General features: G+C 62.3%; 15 protein-coding genes, 1 tRNA gene and 2 pseudogenes. 7 read left to right on the top strand and 11 right to left on the bottom strand.

Going from position 1 to position 16,580, the window contains the following annotated elements; translation table 11 throughout:
• Window positions 1-9: 9 nt before the first annotated feature.
• The 5 genes and pseudogenes from CK500_RS05290 to CK500_RS17785 all read right to left on the bottom strand — a co-directional run bounded on the left by CK500_RS05290 (window position 10) and on the right by CK500_RS17785 (window position 6,139).
• Window positions 10-630 (bottom strand): hypothetical protein, encoded by a 621-nt coding sequence (locus CK500_RS05290; RefSeq protein ID WP_095636199.1) that lies wholly within the window; start codon window positions 628-630, stop codon window positions 10-12.
• Window positions 631-883: 253 nt separating this feature from the next.
• On the bottom strand, window positions 884-2,110 hold the full coding sequence (locus CK500_RS05285; protein ID WP_095636198.1) for a hypothetical protein: 1,227 nt from the start codon (window positions 2,108-2,110) through the stop codon (window positions 884-886).
• Window positions 2,111-2,212: 102 nt separating this feature from the next.
• On the bottom strand, window positions 2,213-3,667 hold the full coding sequence (locus CK500_RS05280; RefSeq protein WP_095636197.1) for a tubulin/FtsZ family protein: 1,455 nt from the start codon (window positions 3,665-3,667) through the stop codon (window positions 2,213-2,215).
• Between the two features lie 123 nt (window positions 3,668-3,790).
• The gene (locus CK500_RS05275; RefSeq protein ID WP_095636196.1) at window positions 3,791-4,963 is read right to left on the bottom strand and encodes a tubulin/FtsZ family protein; all 1,173 of its coding nucleotides are present in this window, start codon (window positions 4,961-4,963) and stop codon (window positions 3,791-3,793) included.
• 773 nt (window positions 4,964-5,736) lie between these two features.
• Window positions 5,737-6,139: pseudogene (locus CK500_RS17785) on the bottom strand (DoxX family protein).
• Between the two features lie 552 nt (window positions 6,140-6,691).
• On the opposite strand from CK500_RS17785, the pseudogene CK500_RS17780 reads away from it, so the two are divergent.
• Window positions 6,692-6,811, top strand: a pseudogene (locus CK500_RS17780) (hypothetical protein); the annotation flags it as partial.
• A 425-nt stretch (window positions 6,812-7,236) separates the two neighbouring features.
• Complete coding sequence (locus CK500_RS05265) at window positions 7,237-8,421, top strand: CapA family protein (protein WP_095636195.1); 1,185 nt, start codon at window positions 7,237-7,239, stop codon at window positions 8,419-8,421.
• On the opposite strand, the gene CK500_RS05260 is transcribed toward CK500_RS05265, so the two are convergent.
• Window positions 8,418-9,038 carry a class I SAM-dependent methyltransferase gene (locus CK500_RS05260; protein WP_095636194.1) on the bottom strand — a complete coding sequence of 207 codons (621 nt, stop codon included), beginning with the start codon at window positions 9,036-9,038 and terminating at the stop codon, window positions 8,418-8,420. The genes CK500_RS05265 and CK500_RS05260 overlap by 4 nt on opposite strands.
• A 165-nt stretch (window positions 9,039-9,203) precedes the next feature.
• Here CK500_RS05260 and CK500_RS05255 point away from each other — a divergent pair, with 165 nt between their 5' ends.
• The 4 genes from CK500_RS05255 (at window position 9,204) to CK500_RS05240 (ending at window position 11,719) form a co-directional block, all read left to right on the top strand.
• Window positions 9,204-9,419 carry a hypothetical protein gene (locus CK500_RS05255; RefSeq protein WP_095636193.1) on the top strand — a complete coding sequence of 72 codons (216 nt, stop codon included), beginning with the start codon at window positions 9,204-9,206 and terminating at the stop codon, window positions 9,417-9,419.
• Window positions 9,420-9,610: 191 nt separating this feature from the next.
• Window positions 9,611-10,633, top strand: a complete 1,023-nt coding sequence (locus tag CK500_RS05250; protein WP_095636192.1) for an NADP-dependent oxidoreductase — start codon at window positions 9,611-9,613, stop codon at window positions 10,631-10,633.
• A gap of 100 nt (window positions 10,634-10,733) precedes the next feature.
• On the top strand, window positions 10,734-11,261 hold the full coding sequence (locus CK500_RS05245) for a DUF7342 family protein (protein ID WP_095636191.1): 528 nt from the start codon (window positions 10,734-10,736) through the stop codon (window positions 11,259-11,261).
• Between the two features lie 2 nt (window positions 11,262-11,263).
• Window positions 11,264-11,719, top strand: a complete 456-nt coding sequence (locus CK500_RS05240) for a hypothetical protein (RefSeq protein ID WP_095636190.1) — start codon at window positions 11,264-11,266, stop codon at window positions 11,717-11,719.
• Between the two features lie 114 nt (window positions 11,720-11,833).
• Here CK500_RS05240 and CK500_RS05235 read toward each other — a convergent pair whose 3' ends face one another.
• The 5 genes from CK500_RS05235 to CK500_RS05215 all read right to left on the bottom strand — a co-directional run bounded on the left by CK500_RS05235 (window position 11,834) and on the right by CK500_RS05215 (window position 16,128).
• Complete coding sequence (locus tag CK500_RS05235) at window positions 11,834-12,430, bottom strand: NADPH-dependent FMN reductase (RefSeq protein WP_095636189.1); 597 nt, start codon at window positions 12,428-12,430, stop codon at window positions 11,834-11,836.
• On the bottom strand, window positions 12,431-13,579 hold the full coding sequence (sfnG, locus tag CK500_RS05230) for a dimethylsulfone monooxygenase SfnG (RefSeq protein WP_095636188.1): 1,149 nt from the start codon (window positions 13,577-13,579) through the stop codon (window positions 12,431-12,433). It abuts the gene before it with no gap.
• Window positions 13,580-13,767: 188 nt separating this feature from the next.
• Window positions 13,768-14,550, bottom strand: coding sequence for a helix-turn-helix transcriptional regulator (locus tag CK500_RS05225; RefSeq protein WP_449404434.1), 783 nt, complete (start codon window positions 14,548-14,550; stop codon window positions 13,768-13,770).
• A gap of 218 nt (window positions 14,551-14,768) precedes the next feature.
• Window positions 14,769-14,853: transfer RNA gene (locus CK500_RS05220), tRNA-Leu, on the bottom strand.
• A gap of 573 nt (window positions 14,854-15,426) precedes the next feature.
• Entirely contained in the window at window positions 15,427-16,128 is a 702-nt protein-coding gene (locus CK500_RS05215) for an endonuclease III domain-containing protein (protein ID WP_095636186.1), read from the bottom strand.
• 112 nt (window positions 16,129-16,240) lie between these two features.
• On the opposite strand from CK500_RS05215, the gene CK500_RS05210 reads away from it, so the two are divergent.
• Entirely contained in the window at window positions 16,241-16,549 is a 309-nt protein-coding gene (locus CK500_RS05210; protein ID WP_095636185.1) for a cyclin, read from the top strand.
• Window positions 16,550-16,580 lie beyond the last annotated feature (31 nt).

Here is a 16,580-nt window from a genome sequence, read left to right as displayed (position 1 = left end):
CACCGCGCCTCAGCGGGGTTCGGCGCTGCGCACAGCGATCTCCAGATCGAATTCGTCTGGGTCTGTTGAGTTGTTCGCCTCTTCAGCGTCGTACCGTATTACCACGTCCTCAAAGGTTCGGGTTCCGCTGTCGAATGAGTCGAAGGTGTCCTCGGCGTACGTCCGGCCGACCGCTGTCCGGTCGTCGACCCGCGGTGGGTAATACGTTCGATCATCGTCTGGTGGTTCATAGTAGGCGTCGATACGGAGGTTAAGGGTGCCATATGTGTGCTCACCAGAGTTGCGAACGGTCACATCGGCGACGATCTGAGACAGGTATATCGATTCGATAATCCGCGAGATGTTCGTTGACTCGACCGTTATCCCGGCGGGATCGGGAGTTGCGTTCTCCTCATCAGACGCATTCGCGACCGCACCCGTATCGTCAGTCTGTGCTGCAGTCTCTTCATTCCCCGCCACGCTTTCCGTCGTCGGAGCGTCGTCGGTTCCCCCGCTTTCTGGTGTCGTTCCCTCCTCGACTGCCTGTCCAGTATCGTCTGTCGCATCCGAATCAGCCTCAATGAGACAGCCAGCGAGCGCGAGAGGGACAGCAGCTGCGAGGAGCCGCCGCCGTGAGCGTTGGCGAGTCATACGTATCTTTCAACACGGGCCAAATTAAAACCTGAGTCCGGTCAACAGCCTCGGGGTCAAGCCCCGTGGTATCCGCCTTGTTGATCTGTGAACTGGCGGTGTTCAGATCCGGATCGAAAGGTGAGATTGAACAGACGAAAGCTCGCCAGGGCTACGACACGGTTGCGTCGCCCGACGTGATCTGCCAGGTCGTCCCGTAAGATTGGTTTCGATCAATGTGGGTTTGACACCTTCCGTTCAGCACGGGAGGAGGTCAGGTCCCCACCCAGGCATCGACAAGCCGACCCTGCCACTGCGGCCGTTCTTCCCACGCATCACCGGAGAACCCGGTCGCGAGGAGGAACTCGCCGGCCTGCAAAAGATAGCCATACTGCACACCGGGAAAATCATCGAGATCTGTGCGAGTACTGCCTGCCTCGCGGTGGTAGTAGCGATGCCATGCGATCGCGTCGTCGCTCGCGTTTGTCTCCGGCACGATCGGCTCGCGACCCTCAGTTTCGCCGGCCTCTAAAACCGCATCTAAGCGCTTGCTGGCACGCTCAGCGCTAGAATATCGCTGGACGTACACTGATACCCCGTCAAGATTCCCGGGGGGCCCACGGAACGCCGCACCGCGGCGGCTGGCCGGGTTCGGGCGAGAAGCGATGGTGACGAACAGCTCTGCGGTTCGGCCGTTCGTTTGAATAACCGGACCAAGCTGCTCACGAAGTGTTTCCCGTCGCTCTTTAGGCAGGGCCTCATCGGTGAAGGTCGGTAGGTACGTCTCTGACTCCTCCGAGTACGGTTGGTACGCGAGTGTCGAGAACTGCCGGTAGCCGGGAGCTGCAAGTTCGGCAAGGACTTTGTCGGGAGCACCCGGTACGAGCCGTTGAAGCAGCCGGTTGTGGATCGGATCTCGGGAAAACCGCCTCCCGATGTAAATCGGCGTCTGGATCTGGAAAAATGACAGATGCATTCGTTCGAGCTCCTCCACAAACCTGTCAGCATCGTTCCGGCGCGCGAACCGGGTGAGCACCGGAATGTGGTTGTCAGTTCGTGCTTGGACCAGTCCAGCCGGCTTAAAATGTGGTTCGAGTGCGGCCGCTGCGCGCTCAGCTGCGTCGTAGCCAGCGGTCTCAAGCTGTTCGGCCATCGAAACTGTCGGGTCCGTTTGTCCGTCAATCGACTCACGGACCGATTCAATCGCCGTAAGCACGTCGGCAGTCGCCTCGCGGTAGGTGTCAATCGCGGAGGGGTATGACACGGCGAACCAAATCGTGTCGTCGACGATCGATCGGGTTGCTGCGGCGAGTTCGGAATGTGGCCCGGGGTTGTCGTCTGCCGGGTCATCTGCCGGATCGTCGTCCGGCGCCATCCCCCCATCCGGATCGCTCTCATTGGGTGCCGGCTCATCGGGGTAGGTGACCCCCTCAACGTCGAGACAGCCAGTGAGACAGACCACAGCACCGGCGGTTAGGAGGTTGCGTCGGGTCCGTTGCACGCTCCTCTATCAGAGAGGAAAGAACTTAAATCATCCCGAGGTGCCTGGTCGTCGGCCACAGAGAGCTCACGCAAAAGCCTCAATATCACGCCCCGAGGCGGGTCACTCGTCTCTTTCGGCTTCGAAGTCGAAGCTGTGATCCGTCTCTCCGTCGAAAGCCTCAACAGACGAGTCGGCCGCGTTGTGCTTGTTGGTATTATCGACCTCCGAACCGTCGTTTTCGTCTACATCACCGTCATCTTCGCCCCCAGCAGTGTCATCAGTCAGTACACGATCGGGATCGACTTCGTCTTCACGCTCGTCGTCACCGAGATCGCTGTCGCTGCCGCCCGCTGTATCGTGATCATCCGTAGTCGACAGAGAGTGCATGGAAACTGCCTGTCGCTGTATCTCATCGATCCGGGGGATGTCCGTGACGTTCGAAAGAACGACCGTCGCTGTAATTTCTGTCGCACCGGAAACCGGTTCATCGCCAGCCAGTACTTCTACTGTTGTCGTCTCCTCCTCGAGGAGGTACCGGCCAGTCTCGAATCCCTTCCGCGAGATAGTGTCAGGTGGGCCGGAGAGGATCAGCAAGACCCGATCGGCAGAAGTGACCGCACATGGGAGGGTTAGCTTCGATTCGAGCGCTTGCCGTATCAGTCGCTTGATGGTCGCAGCGTCAACACCGCCATCGTCTGTGTCATTCGAGAGGCCGAGTAGCTGGAGCAGCCGCGCGAACAGGTCGTTGTCGTCGCGGTCGAGCTCGTGAGTCGCGTAGCCGATGGTTGCGACACCGCCGACTTCGAGTGTCCGGCTGAGATCGGCCGAGTCGACACGCATCTCTGAGATGGCCTCTGGGTCGCGCTCACCAGCACCGAAGAGCGCTAACAGGCGAGTGACGATGGCCTCATTTATGTTGTTATGGCGTGCCGCAACCGAGTCAGTGCCGTGCCGCCACGCCTCGTTATCAACTAAGAAGGTGGCGTCCGCGAGCGGTACGAGCGTTCGGATCCCACGGGCCGCGGTGAGAGCCCGCCGGTCCGGTTCCGTCGTTGATGGCAACGCACCGAGAACGTACACAGGCGTCTCGTAGATTGCATTGAGTTCCTCAAGTAGAACACTTCCCACTCCACTACCCGTGCCGCCACCAAGCCCAGCAACCAGCATCGTAGCGGCCACCTCAGTTTCATCAATCTGATCGAGCGCACGACGGATCTCTGGTAGGTCTGCCTCGGCAACCGTAGCACCAACATCGGGGTCGCCGCCGACACCGTAGGAATCAATCGTGTCCGCGTGTGTTCCTGTGTGGACACGATCAGCGTCGCCACCCTTGCCTTCGGCAGACGCCGACACGTCCGCAGAGTCCGGTCGACGCTTGACGGCAGAGTGGGTGTCGCCGAGTAAGACCCGTCGCTCTTCGGGAATCGTCCTCGTGTCTTCGAAGACCCTGTCGTCGGTGTTAAACACGAGGATGTTCCCCGTAGTGATCGACCGTCCCGTTGCCTGCTCGCGACTTACGAAGCGATCGACGATTCGAGTGCCTGCGTCCCCGACACCAACGAGCGCCAGCTTCATGAGCTCACCAGCAAGGACCGATGACAGCCAACACACAGACGTCGATCGGTACGTGGAGAACAGCTGCCGAGGAGAACCCAGTAACGGGTTCTGGGCGCGGCGGGAGACACGCGAGCCGCAGCCTCAGACAATCGGGTCCAGATCATTGTCGTCGTCGGTGATCAACGACTGGATCTCTTCTTCCCGGACTGCGTCCTGTTCTCTGATCTTGTTCTGTGCATCGACTGCCTGATTCTGTATCTCATCAATCCGAGGAGTCTCTGTGACGTTCGAAAGAAGTACCACTGCCGCAAGCGTCGACGATCCAGGTCTTGGGTCGTCGCCTGCGAGAACGTCAACCGTGTCAGCCGCTGATTCAAGCCACTCACGAGCAGACTCAACTCCTTTTCGAGAGATGGCTTCCGGCGGCCCCGCAAAGACGATGAGCGCACGGTCTGCGCTCGACACTTCACAGGGGACAGTCAATCGAGAATTAACCGCCCGACGAACGAGTCCCTTGATTTTGGCAGCGTCAGTAGATTCGTCTTCAGATTGATCTTCGTCATTGAATTTCGATAGTAGGCCCTGTTTTGCGGGCGCGAGCTCAGTCGAAGCGTAGCCAATTGAGGACACTCCGCCCGTATCCAAGGTACGCATGATGTCGCTCGAGTCCATCGCGTTCTCGCCCACCTCAGACTCGTCAACTTCACCAGCCGCCAGCAGGGTAACAATTCGGGTCGCAAGTTCCTCATTCATCTCCTCGTAGCCCTGCTCTATCGTCTGGCCACGTGAGCGCCAGGCGTCGTTATCGAAGGCGATGAAATTATCTACCTTGTTGACAAATGACTGGAGCGAGCGAGCGGCATTAAGTGCGGGGCGTCCGCCCTCGTATTTGCCAGGGAGCACACCGAGGCCGTACACCGGCTCGTCGTACATCTTCTGGATTTCGTCGATAACAACCGGTGCGGCACCGCTACCAGTGCCACCACCGAGTCCGGCTGCGACAAGTACTGCGTCAACCTCGTGGATCTCGACGTCGTCGAAGACGCGGCGGATCTCGTCGATATCAGTTTTCGCAACTTCGGCACCGATCTCGGCGTCACCACCGACACCGTGGCCGCGAGCCTTCCGGTGTGTGTCACCCATGAGAACGCGACGGTCCTCGGGGATGTTCTCCGGTTTTGCGAGGTCCGTCCGCGCCGTGTTGATGATGAGAGCGTGCCGACAGAGGTTCCGTCCGGTCTCGACCTCAAACTCGATCATCTGATCGATGAGTTTGCTTCCAGCGTTTCCGACACCGATCGTAGCGAGCTTCATCGGTTGAGCCCCCATGAAGACTCAGCAGAGAGATGTGCGCGCGACTGTTGTCCGGCGATCGCGGCGGCGACGCAAATCATGTTATCCATATGGTTATCGGAATACATGGACTCGACACGTATGAAGATACGTCAGACGCACAGATGTGTGACCTCCTCGTGGTAGATTGGTTTCCAGTCACGGTGGCCATACCAGATCTGGTCGGAACCGTTGAGGGCATAGGGACTGTCTGCGCCGCTATTCGGGCCGGTTTGGTGCTCCAGATTGTCTTGAGATGCCGCTAGCCTCTGGCTGAAGCAGGACGATCTTCATGTATACTGCTTTCTTCCCGGCCAAAGACACTGATTCTCCTAGTTCTGCCAGTCTACTGGTGAGCGTGCGTTCATCTTGGGTCGCATCCCACCAACAAATTATTAATGATCGAATATGAATAACTAATTGAGTGGTATGTATGACCACACCAACCAATGCGGAGGCAGAGTCGCATCATCACTCGACCCGTGAGATCGAGTCGCGTGAGAGTGCAGTCTGGCGGCTCCTCGAGTGTCTGGTTGGAGGCGTCGCGGCCGGGATCGTCTTTTTACTCTCGCTTCCGATGTTAGCCGATATTGCACGTCCGCTCCAATCACTGTTACCGACTGGACTTCTCTTTGCGTTTTTGTTTGTGTGGCTGTTCCTGTGGCTGCTTACTGCTGCCTCCCATGAACGAGTAGTCACGTAGCGAGGAAAGAAACTGACAACGTCCCAATGAACTACGTTTCTCGCCGACTGGATCACTCGTCGTCGCCGGCCCGAGAGAGGAATACGATCGCCGCACCAAATAGTGTCACGTTCTGTAGGAACGAGGTAAGTGCTTGATCGCGTGACTCGTCGTCGACCGCCCAGACGTTGTGCATCATCGGCGTTACACCGAGGAAAAACGCTGTAACGCTGCCAGCGGATAGTTGCGGGCGCTTCCAGGCACCGATACCGAGGTTCCCGCCCAACAGGAGGCCGCTGGCCGCCGGCACAAGCGCGTCCGCCCGCGGTACGCCCTTGGGCGTCTGCGTACGCGATCCAACTCATCAATATCCGTGAAGTTTCGTACCGGCAGCGTGGACAGTCCGGCAGCGAAGAGAGTCACCCGTACGCCGCAGGCGATTCACTATTGTCGGTCGAATCTGCTGTATGTGCGATCACTTCCTCGGTCCCACTCGGTCGCTGTGCGGCTTTGCTCACAGATGATCCGGATGTATCTCCCATCGCCTGAATTAAGGGATACTCCGGGGTTAACAGACGGTATCGGACTCGTCACCGCTCAAGTATTGTGTACAGGGGGTGCAAGGCGACTCCCCCGGGGCTTGACCCGGGGTGAGTTCACCATTGCGTTCGTGGTTTCCGGTTCACCCACATCTCTCTCATCAATATCGAAACAAATACTGAACCAAGAGATAAGTATATCCGGTAGAAACATGTATCGAATCATGCTGAAGCACCCGTAAGTGTTTGACGTACCAACGTTCGCTATCGGATGCTTCGGCACGCACCTGTAAGGCGATCTCAGCGTGATGGTTTGGGTCGGGCAACCCTCAGCGGAGATGTTCCAAGACGATCTTCGGGACACTAACCGTACCATCACGTGAATCGCCTTTTGCAGGGCGTCATTCATACTCTCACAGCAAGAGAAGTCACCTACCTAGACTCTGCGCCGATCTTCTCTGACTCGCCGGTGAAACAGACGGCGAGCAGCCGACAACAACAGACATCAAAGAACGCGGGATGCACAGGCTGCCCACCGACAGAAACCGATTCGGGTCATGGCAGAAAACACTGATCAACGTCAGGTTTGAACCACCACCACAGGTGTGACGGCTGACGAACTGCCTCGCCGATCTCCGCCGCCGGCGCAACAAGCTTGGTGAGCGGCCAACGACGGCGAGAGTTCGTGACCACGGCGAATATACTGTTCGAACCTAGTACGACCGGTTTGGGCCGTGGGAAGATACGCTTGGAAGGAGTTTAACCAGAGACGGTGACCCGAGTCATGTCGATCTGTTCGTCAAAAATAGTGCGGTGGGAAGGGATTGACCGATGATGAGGCAATCGATGCGGAGTGGGCTCAGCATGGGGGAAAAGATACCCGCTCTCAATAGAGACAAGAGATCCCAATACCCATGCGTTGGGTCGACTCATGAATAGATGTTGGTTTTCCGCACATTGTTACTCATCAGATGAAGCCGTCCGGACCGTGAGTGGCGCAGGCTTCAAATCGGCACTCGCCGAACCACTGCACAATGCGAATGCGTCGAACCCTGCTGACAACGGGCGTCGCTGGACTGGTCGGACTCGCCGGGTGTTCCGGTACGACACCGAACTCGGGCGATGGGAACCCTGACGGGGTCGACGAGGGTACCGGTTCGAGCGACGGCGCCGGTTCGGACGACGCAGGCGACGATACCGAATACGACGCGACCCGGATTGGGTTCGTGGGCGATCTCATGTTGGGTCGGAGCGTCAACGAGCGGTGGGCCGGCGACGACGAGCCCGAAAACGTCTGGGGCTCGACGCTCTCGCGCCTCGAAGCACTCGACGGACTGGTCGGGAACCTGGAGTGTTGCGTCTCCGATCGCGGCACGAAGTGGCCGGACAAGGGATACTACTTCCGGTCGGACCCAGAGTTCGCCGTGCCGGCCTTGGAGGCCGCGGGCGCCTCGTTCGTCTCGCTCGCGAACAACCACGTCCTCGACTACGGGGAGCGCGCACTCTGGGACACCGACTCGCACCTGAGTGACGCGGGGATCGCGCACGCCGGCGCCGGCACGGATCGGGAGGCCGCGCTCGAACCGGCCGTCTTTGAGGCGGGCGACCTGACGGTCGCGGCGTTCGGACTTACGGATCAGGCCGAAGAGTTCGCCGCGGGAGACTCGGACCCCGGAACCGCGTTCGCGACGCTCGATCCCGCCGCGCCCACGACGCGCACGCTCGTCGAGGGGATCTTGGACAGCGCGGCGGCCCACGATCCAGACCTCGTCGTCGCCTCGCTCCACTGGGGACCGAACTGGGAGACCGAGCCCTGCGGGGTCCACGAGCGGTTCGGTCGGTGGCTGATCGACCAGGGGGTCGACGTGGTCCACGGCCACAGCGCGCACGTCCTCCAGGGCGTCGAAGTGTACGAGGGGCGCCCGATAATCTACGACGCAGCCGACTTCGTCGACGACTACATCAGCTACGCCGACCGCGAGGGCGTCCGCAACAAGCGGAGCGCGCTCTTCGAACTCGCCGTGCGCGACGGCGACCTCGAGGCGCTCGAAGTCGTCCCGATCGAGATCGCCGACGAGGCGGCGACGCTCGCGGACGACGAGGTTGCGGAGTGGGTACGCGACACCATCACCGAGCGGTCCGCGGCGTTCGACACCGAGGTCGAGCGGAGCGACGATCGCCTGGTGATCCCGCTAGGCGACACTGAGACGAGCAGTTAATCGGAGACGCGAAAGGTCCGCGTGGTGTCTCGGTCGCCGTGGACGACGTCGATCTCGACGAGCCCCAGCGAGGTGAAAATGCTGTTCCAGTCTCGGTAGTAGAGAGGGGTGTCGTCGTCGACGTAGTTCACGTCCGCGTCGGACGGGGCCGAGTCACGTACCGGCCGCTCGATCTCCGCCGTGACGAGGACGCTGTCGGTGATTCGGGCCACCTCCTCGAAGACCCACTCCACGTCGGGGTGCAGGTGCTGGAGCGTTTCGACCGAGTAGACAGCGTCGAACTGCCCGTCGTCGAACTCCTCGATGACCTCTTCGATCGGGCCGCAGTGAAACGTGCCCTCGGCGGCGAGCGCGGGATAGGTCTCCCGCATCGTGTCGAACGCCTCGGGGTTGATGTCGACGCCCGAGAGGTCCTCGAAGCCGTTGTCGGCGAGATGTGCGAGATGGCGGCCGGACCCGCAGCCGAGCTCGAGGACGGACGCGTCACGGGGGAGGGATCCGCTGAGAATCTCACAGATCACCCGGCTCGTTTCGTTGGGGCCGTGATGCGCGTAGTACGCGGGCGAGTACTCTCCCGCCCGGTTTTCCCACGTCTCTCGGACGGAATTGTGATCCACGTGTGTGACCACGGGGAACGCAGTGAATAGCCTTGGGATCACGCCGGCGAGAGCGCACAGCGCCACCGACGGGGTCTCGATAGGGTTCCGCAGTTCGATCAGTGTCGCCGCTTGCGCTGAAGCGCGAAGCTTTTCCTTGAATCCCCCTAAGAGACGATAGCTCTAATGACAGCAGACGACGGTTCCAAACGCGTTCCCAGCCAACCGGTCGTTGTACAAGAGAACACTCATCAAAACGAGATCCCCGACAACATCGACTCGGAGCTGTACTCGACGGACAGACCCTCCAACTCGTTCCACGAGTTCAAGATCGAGCCCGATGACGACCTCGTCGAAGCGCTTCGCGACAACGGCTACACCGTGGAGTTCCGAGACCGGTGAAGTGAGTCCGGTTCGATAGGACCGTTCTTAGAGGCGCATTCCGACCTCGTCCTAGTCCTTCGTGGAGCCGACTTCCGGAGCGGCTCGCTCCGATTCCCCGTCTCGGAACTTCTTGCCCGGATATCGTCTATGTCGACCCCGTTCGCTGCTGGCGTCCAAACCCACTTGGGTCGCCTTCGCCTACGGCGACCGTGACGAACACCAACCGCGAGTGGCTGCTCGCCGAGCGACCCGACGGCGAGCCCGATCAGGACTGTTTCGAACTGCACGAGACGGACGTTCCCTCCCCCGCGCCCGGCGAACTCCTCGTTCGCACCCGGTTCCTCTCGGTCGACCCGTACATGCGCGGCCGGATGCGCGACGCCGAGTCCTACGCGGAGCCGTGGGACGTGGGCGACGCGCTCAAGGGTGGGATCGTCGGCGAAGTGGTCGAAAGCGAGAGCGACGCGTACGGCGCCGGCGACCTCGTGACGGGCGAGGGCCGGTGGGCCGACTACGCGACCCTCGACGCCGACGACGTCGCGCCGGTCGACCCGACGGTCGCCGATCCGGCGGCGTACCTCGGCGTGCTCGGGATGCCCGGCCGGACCGCCTACTTCGGACTGTTAGAGGTCGGCGAGCCCAAGCCCGGCGACACCGTCGTCGTCTCCGGGGCCGCGGGCGCGGTCGGCTCGGTCGTCGGCCAGATCGCGAAGCGCAACGGCTGTCGCGTGGTCGGGTTCGCCGGCTCCGACGAGAAGACCGACTGGCTCACCGACGACCTCGGCTTCGACGCCGCGATCAACTACAAGACGACCGACGACTACCGCGCCGCGCTCGACGAGGCCGCGCCCGACGGCGTGGACGTGTACTTCGACAACGTCGGCGGCCCCATCACGGACGCCGTGTTCACGAAGCTAAACCTCGACGCGCGGGTCGCGGTCTGCGGACAGATCGCCCACTACAACGACGAGGGAGTCCCGACCGGACCGCGGAAGCTCCCGCAGATCATCCCCGTGCGAGCGCGGATCCAGGGGCTGCTCATCGCCGACTTCGCGACCCGGTTCGGTGAGGCGAGCGAGCGACTGGGGCGGTGGGTCGCGAGCGGCGAGCTGAAACACCGCGAGACGGTCGTGGAGGGGTTAGAGAACGCCCCCGACGCCTTCCTCGGGCTCTTCGCCGGCGACAACATCGGCAAGCAGGTGGTGCGGGTGTCGGCCGAGGACGAGGAGTAACGAGACGGGCTCGGGGGCGCTGACTGGCCGTCTCGGCTCGCGAGACTCAAATATATGAGTAACGCAAAGGTATATTGATAGTCGATGCGTATCCGACGGTATGACCGAGTTCGATCCGACGCCGGAATCCGGGACCGAACGGCCTCGGTGGCAGGCGGGATCAGACACGTTCGGGCGCGTCTACGACGTGGTGCTCGGGATCACGTCGGCGACGGCGTACACTGAGATCGCAGAGCTCGCGGACTGCTCTCCGAACGCCGCGAAAAAGCACCTCGACCGACTGGCAGAGATGGGTATCGCTCGCGCGAATCGGGAGAATCGCCCCGCGACGTACGAACGAGACGACGGATATCTCGAATGGCAGGACGCGAGCCGGATCGCCGCCGATCTCTCCGTCGACGAGATCCTCTCCCGGGTCGCAACGCTCGAAGAACGACGATCGGAATACGAGGACCGATTCGGGGCCACCGATCCGAACACCGTCACCGTCTTCGAGGCGGCTGACCACGAGACGATCCACGACCGAATGCGGGCGGTAAGCGAGTGGAAGGGCGTGATTCGAGACATCCGACTCTACGAACTCGCCCGTCAGCTCTCGGAAAACGACGGCCACCTGATTCCCGCCTAGCGATGGACCCTTCTTCGGGGGATCCGGCGTCCGGATCGACTGGCCCGCCCGATCGCCAGACGTTGCGCTTGCTCGAGCGACAGCTGGCGTCAGATCCGCTGGTCGCTGTGGCGGAGTTCGAACCGGACTCGCATGAACCGCAGCTCCTTCGCGGGACGCTTGATACCGAACGATACCCCGGTTCGGAGACCGCGGCGCAGATCGATATCCGGTGGTTCACGACGGGCGATTTCTCGATACACTACCGCGAAGTGCGCGGTACAGATCAGTGGGAGTGTCGCTGGGACCGACACCCGAACACGCACAACGCTCGGGTACACTTCCACGAACCGCCGACGGGCGTGGAAGTCTCGAACCTCGAACTTTCTTCCCTGCATCCACTGGACGTTTACTCGACTGTGTTCGAAGCGATCGATCAGCGCATCGAAACACTCTGGTCAGATTCGTCCTCTGAGTGACCCTGGGGATTCCGCCTCATTTGACATCCCTCACGGCTGGAGCCGTTGGCTTTCTCCGTGATTTCCTGAAGCCCAACCGTTTTTCCGCCGAACAGATTCCTCAGGACGCGCGAGCTAAATCGCCGGCCCGATCTCGCCGAGCGCGTCGGCGTCGTCGATCGCTGCCGACAGCTCGATCGTGGCCTCGCCGAGCAGTTCGAGGCGGTCGTGGAGGTCCGTGTCAGTTATCTCTCCGTCGTCGAACTGGTCGCCGTTCGCGTACGTCGCGCCGCCGACCGTGTGCGCGCCGAAGAACGCGAAGACGGGACGAAGCTCCTGGTCGACCGCGAGGAAGTGGTGGTCGGTCGCGCCGGTCGCGACGAGCCCGACCGCCGCGTTCTCGAAGGGGGCCACGTCGCCCTGCCACTGGCCCCGCGGCACCATGTCGAGGAGGTTCTTGAGCGCGCCCGAGTACGAGCCGCGGTAGACGGGCGTGCCGACGACGTAGGCGTCGGCCTCGACGATCAACTCGAGCGCCTCGGCGGTGTCGACCTCGTAGTTGTCGATGCCGCGGCCGTCAGCGGTGTCGAGGTCGTACTCTGCGAGGTGGAGGATTTCGGTGTCGACGCCGTGCTCGGCGGCCGCCGCGTCTAGCGCGACTTCGACCGCGGTCCGCGTCCGGGAGTCGGCGGAGACGCTGCCGACGATCCCGAGGAGCGTCTGGTCGGACATCTATCGGGCCACCTTCGCGCCGCCGACTTCCTCGATCTCGTCGACTGCGTCGACCTCGTCCGGGTCGAGGGGGTCGGCCTCGTCGATCGCGGGGATGATCGTCTCGCCGAACCGTTCGAGCTCTTCTTCGAAGTCGAGGAAGCCCGCGAGGACGATGTCGATCCCGATCGCGTCCAGCTTCCGGATCCGCTCGACGATCTGCTCGTCGGTCCCGATGAGTCCGGTCTTGAAGCCGTCGTTGTACTGGACCAGGTCCTCGAAGTCGGAGTCGGCCCACATCCCCTCGCCCTCGTCCGACGACTGGCCGGCCTGTTTCACCTGCTCTTTGAACGCGTCGACCGCCTCGTCGGTGGCGTTTTCGATGATCCCCTCGAGCACCTCCTTGGACTCTTCTTCGGTGTCGCGCTGGATGACGAACGCGTTCGCGGCGAACCGCGGCGGCTCCGTGCCGAACTCCTCGGCGTACGCCTCGACGTCGTCGATGACGGCGCGGATCTCCTGGAGGCTCCCGCCGTTGATGAAGAGCACGTCGGAGTGTTTCGCGGCCATCTCCCGGGCCGCCTGCGAGTTCCCGCCCTGGAACACCTTCGGGTACGGATCCTGGACCGGCTTGGGCTCTAAGGGCGCGCCCTCGAAGCCGTCGATGTCCTTGCCGATGGTGTAAAAGCGACCGTCGTAGGTCGCGCGGTCCTCGGTCCACAGCGCTTTCAGCACCTCGATGAACTCCGACGAGCGGGCGTACCGCTCGTCGTGTTCGAGCCACGGCTGGCCGAAGCCGGTGAACTCGCCTTTGAACCAGCCGGAGACGACGTTGATCGAAAATCGCCCGTTGCTGATGCGGTCGGCGGTCGAGATGAAGTTCGCCAGCGGACCGGGCTCCCACAGCCCGGGGTGGACCGCGCCGATCACGTGGAGCTCGTCCGTCTGTGCCGCGAGCGCGTTGGCGATCGACAGCGCCTCCAGCTGTTTGTCCGCCCCGTAGCTGCCGAAGAAGCGCGCCTGTGCGAGCGCGTAGTCGAACCCGACCGACTCGGCGAGCCGAGCGAGGTCGAGGTTGTAGTCGTACGTCCAGTCCGTCTCCGTGTCCCAGTCCGAGACGACCAGCCCGCCGCTGACGTTCGGCACCCAATAGGCGAATTCCGTGTCCATACGCGCTCGTCTCCCCGTACGGCCTTAATCCGGTCCGCCACGGCCAACCCTGTCGGGGTTCCCCGATAGCGGCCGCGTTTGTGCGGGAACTCCGTCACCGGCAAGGATTGACAGCAGTTCGCCGTGATCGGTCTGCGAGATCGCGAACCCGCTCGAAGAAGCCGTCTGCGCAGGCTCGGACGCGAACCTCAGTCGCCTGTCCCGATCGGGGTCGCGGCGTCTCTGTACCGCTGGTACTCCTGTTCCGCCCAGAGGACTGCCCGGTCGGAGGACGCCAGGAGGTTCGCGCGCATCGCCCCGTCTTCGTATATCGTGAGTCCAGCATGGGTTTCCTGAGCGTTCTCGACGACCCACACCGCATGCGAGAACGACTCGTCCGTGACGAGCAGATCGACTCCCGAATGTGATCTGAGCTCCGTGAACTCGGCGTCGTAGTGTTCGAGGACCGAATCGAGAAGGTCGCGGTCAAAAACGAGTTCCAGTTCGGTTCCGTCGCGGTCCGTCCAGCCGTTCAGGAACTCGAAGTAGGAGTCGAACGCAACCGGCGCGGTCCCGTAGAACCGCGTCGCGTCCGCCACGAGCTCCGTCGACGGGTTGTGAGCGAGATCTGGCGTCTTCGAGAAGGAATACACGTCGGCGTCCGTGATGAAGTCCTCAGAGATATCGACGTCTGCCGAGAGCGCGTTCAGCAGTGCCGCGTTCGACTCGACCGTGTCCGACCCGCGCCGATAGTTACGGTACATCTCCAGCGCGAGTCGCCCCGCGGTCGTGAGTTGATATCGAGAGGTACCGGGGCGAAGCGGAGTGATGCATTCGGCGTTCAGGAGCTCCCTCACTGCGCGGTCGACGGTGGACCGCGATCGGTCGATCGACTCGACGATGTCTCGCTTCGTTCGCTGACCCCCCTCAATGGCCGTCAGAACGTCGCTCCGTCTGGCTACGGTATCTTCGAGAGACGAATCGTTACCCATGCTACAAATCAGGCGTCGATATACCCGGCAAAAGGTCTCACTATGTTCTTGTCACTCATCTGAATGTGCGGGATCGGATTCGAATTCTGCACGTATACGTGCCTCTCAGGTGTGATCGAGGCAGTATGCGCGGGACCGGATTCGAACCACGAGGACTCGCTTCGCTCGTCCTCTGGGCTGCAAATCCGCTCCTGCTCTTCGCTCACTTCGGTCGCTCATGCGCGGGACCGGATTCGAACCGGCGGACCCCTACGGGATAGCGTCCTAAGCGCTACGCCTTTGGCCTGGCTCGGCAACCCGCGCGCGACCCAGCGTAGGCGAAACCGACTCAAGAACCTGACGAACCGCCGACGGCGACGCATCTGTATAAGTGCGGTGGCGCGTGCCTGCGAGCGGTCGCCCGTGGCGACCGCGAGACAGCACGCGCGAGGGAGTCGGTGGTCCGGAGCAACGCGGAGGACCACCGACGAGGCTGGGGAGGTGTGAGGTGCGGTGCTGTGCGGGGCGGGACTCAAAGGGGCAGTCGCGAGGACGAAGCACGGCGACGGAAGCACTGTAAGGAGCGAGCGAAGCGAGCGACTGAAGCGCGTGGTTCGAGAGAGCTTTGCTCTCTCGTCATCGCCAGAAATCACCGATTTCTGGCTAGCAGTCAGAACGCAAAGCGTTCTGACGACATCACGAAAGGCGCTTCGCGCCTTTCGAACGACAGCAAGCCGCGCGAGTCCTCGCGGCTGGGGCTTTGGAGGTCTTCACCCCAGCGTCGTCGATCACGTACCACCGAGCGGCTGGGGCTTTGCAGGCCGTCACCGTCGATCTGCAGTCAACCGCTTATAAGTCAGCAGCTGGGGCGTTGAAGATGTACCTCACCGATCCCGCTTACGAACAGAACTCGCAGTCGCAGTACGCTTCACACACGGGGTTGTCGCAGTCGGCGCCGCGGGCCGAACAGTGCTCGCGGCCGTGCCGGATCAACAGCACGTGGAGCGGGTAGGTCAGCTCGTCGGGCACCTGTTCGTCCAACAGGTCGTGCGCCGCCTGGTTCGACGCCGACTCCGGCACCAGTCCGAACCGCTTGGAGACGCGCTCGACGTGGGTGTCGACCGCCATCGTCGGCTTCCCGAAGTGGAAGTTCAACACGACGCTGGCGGTCTTCGGCCCCACGCCCTTGATCTCGGTGAGCCAGGCCTTCGCGTCGTCGGTCGCCATCGCGTCGAGGAACGCCAGCGAGTATGCGCCGCCGGTCTCCTCGCGGATCGCGGCCAGCGCACGCTGGATCCGGGCGGCCTTCTGGTCGGCGAGCCCCGCCACGCGAATCGTCTCTTTCAGCTCGTCGTGGTCGGCCGCCTCGATCGCCGCGAAGTCGTCGTACCGGTCGAACAGCGCCTCCGTGGCGCGGCTCGTGTTCTCGTCGGCGACGTTCTGCGAGAGGATCGTCGTCACCAGCTGGCGGACCCCCTCGCCGGGCTCGGCGGTCGGGTCGGCGCCGTGCTCGGCCACCCGATCGACCGGCTCGTACAGCGACACCAGCTCGTCGTGAAGCTCGCGAACCTCCGATTCGGTCCACGCGTGCGTCGACATACCCGCCCTACGGGCGGCGCGGACTTGAGAGCGACGACCGGGGCGACACGCCAGTGGCCCTCGCCCGATCTCCCGCGCGACCTTTTTAAACCGGTGCGCCTAACGCGGGGACATGTACCGCGCGAGCGATCGCGTCGATAACGCGGCGTGGATCGATCGGCTCGACGACGCGTGCGCGACGCTCGATCTCGACGAGGAGACGCTGTCGACGGCGACGGACCTCTTCTTATCGCGCGCCCCCGACGACGAGCGCGGGAAGCGCGTCGCCGCCGCCGCCAGCCTCTACGCCGCCGCGCTGATCCGCGGTCAGGAGCGCTCGCAGTCCGCCGTCGCCGACGCGATGGACGTCTCCAGGCTCTCCGTCCAGAAGCGCTGGAAACCGATCTTAGAGGACGCCGGCTTCTCGCCGCCGACGTGGTGAGACCGGAAGAATCGGGCGATAGAATCGTTCT

Source organism: Halorubrum salipaludis, assembly GCF_002286985.1.
In the GTDB taxonomy this organism is placed as follows: domain Archaea; phylum Halobacteriota; class Halobacteria; order Halobacteriales; family Haloferacaceae; genus Halorubrum; species Halorubrum salipaludis.
Note: the sequence above shows the minus strand (reverse complement) of the source record. Positions and strands in the feature narration are given on the sequence as shown.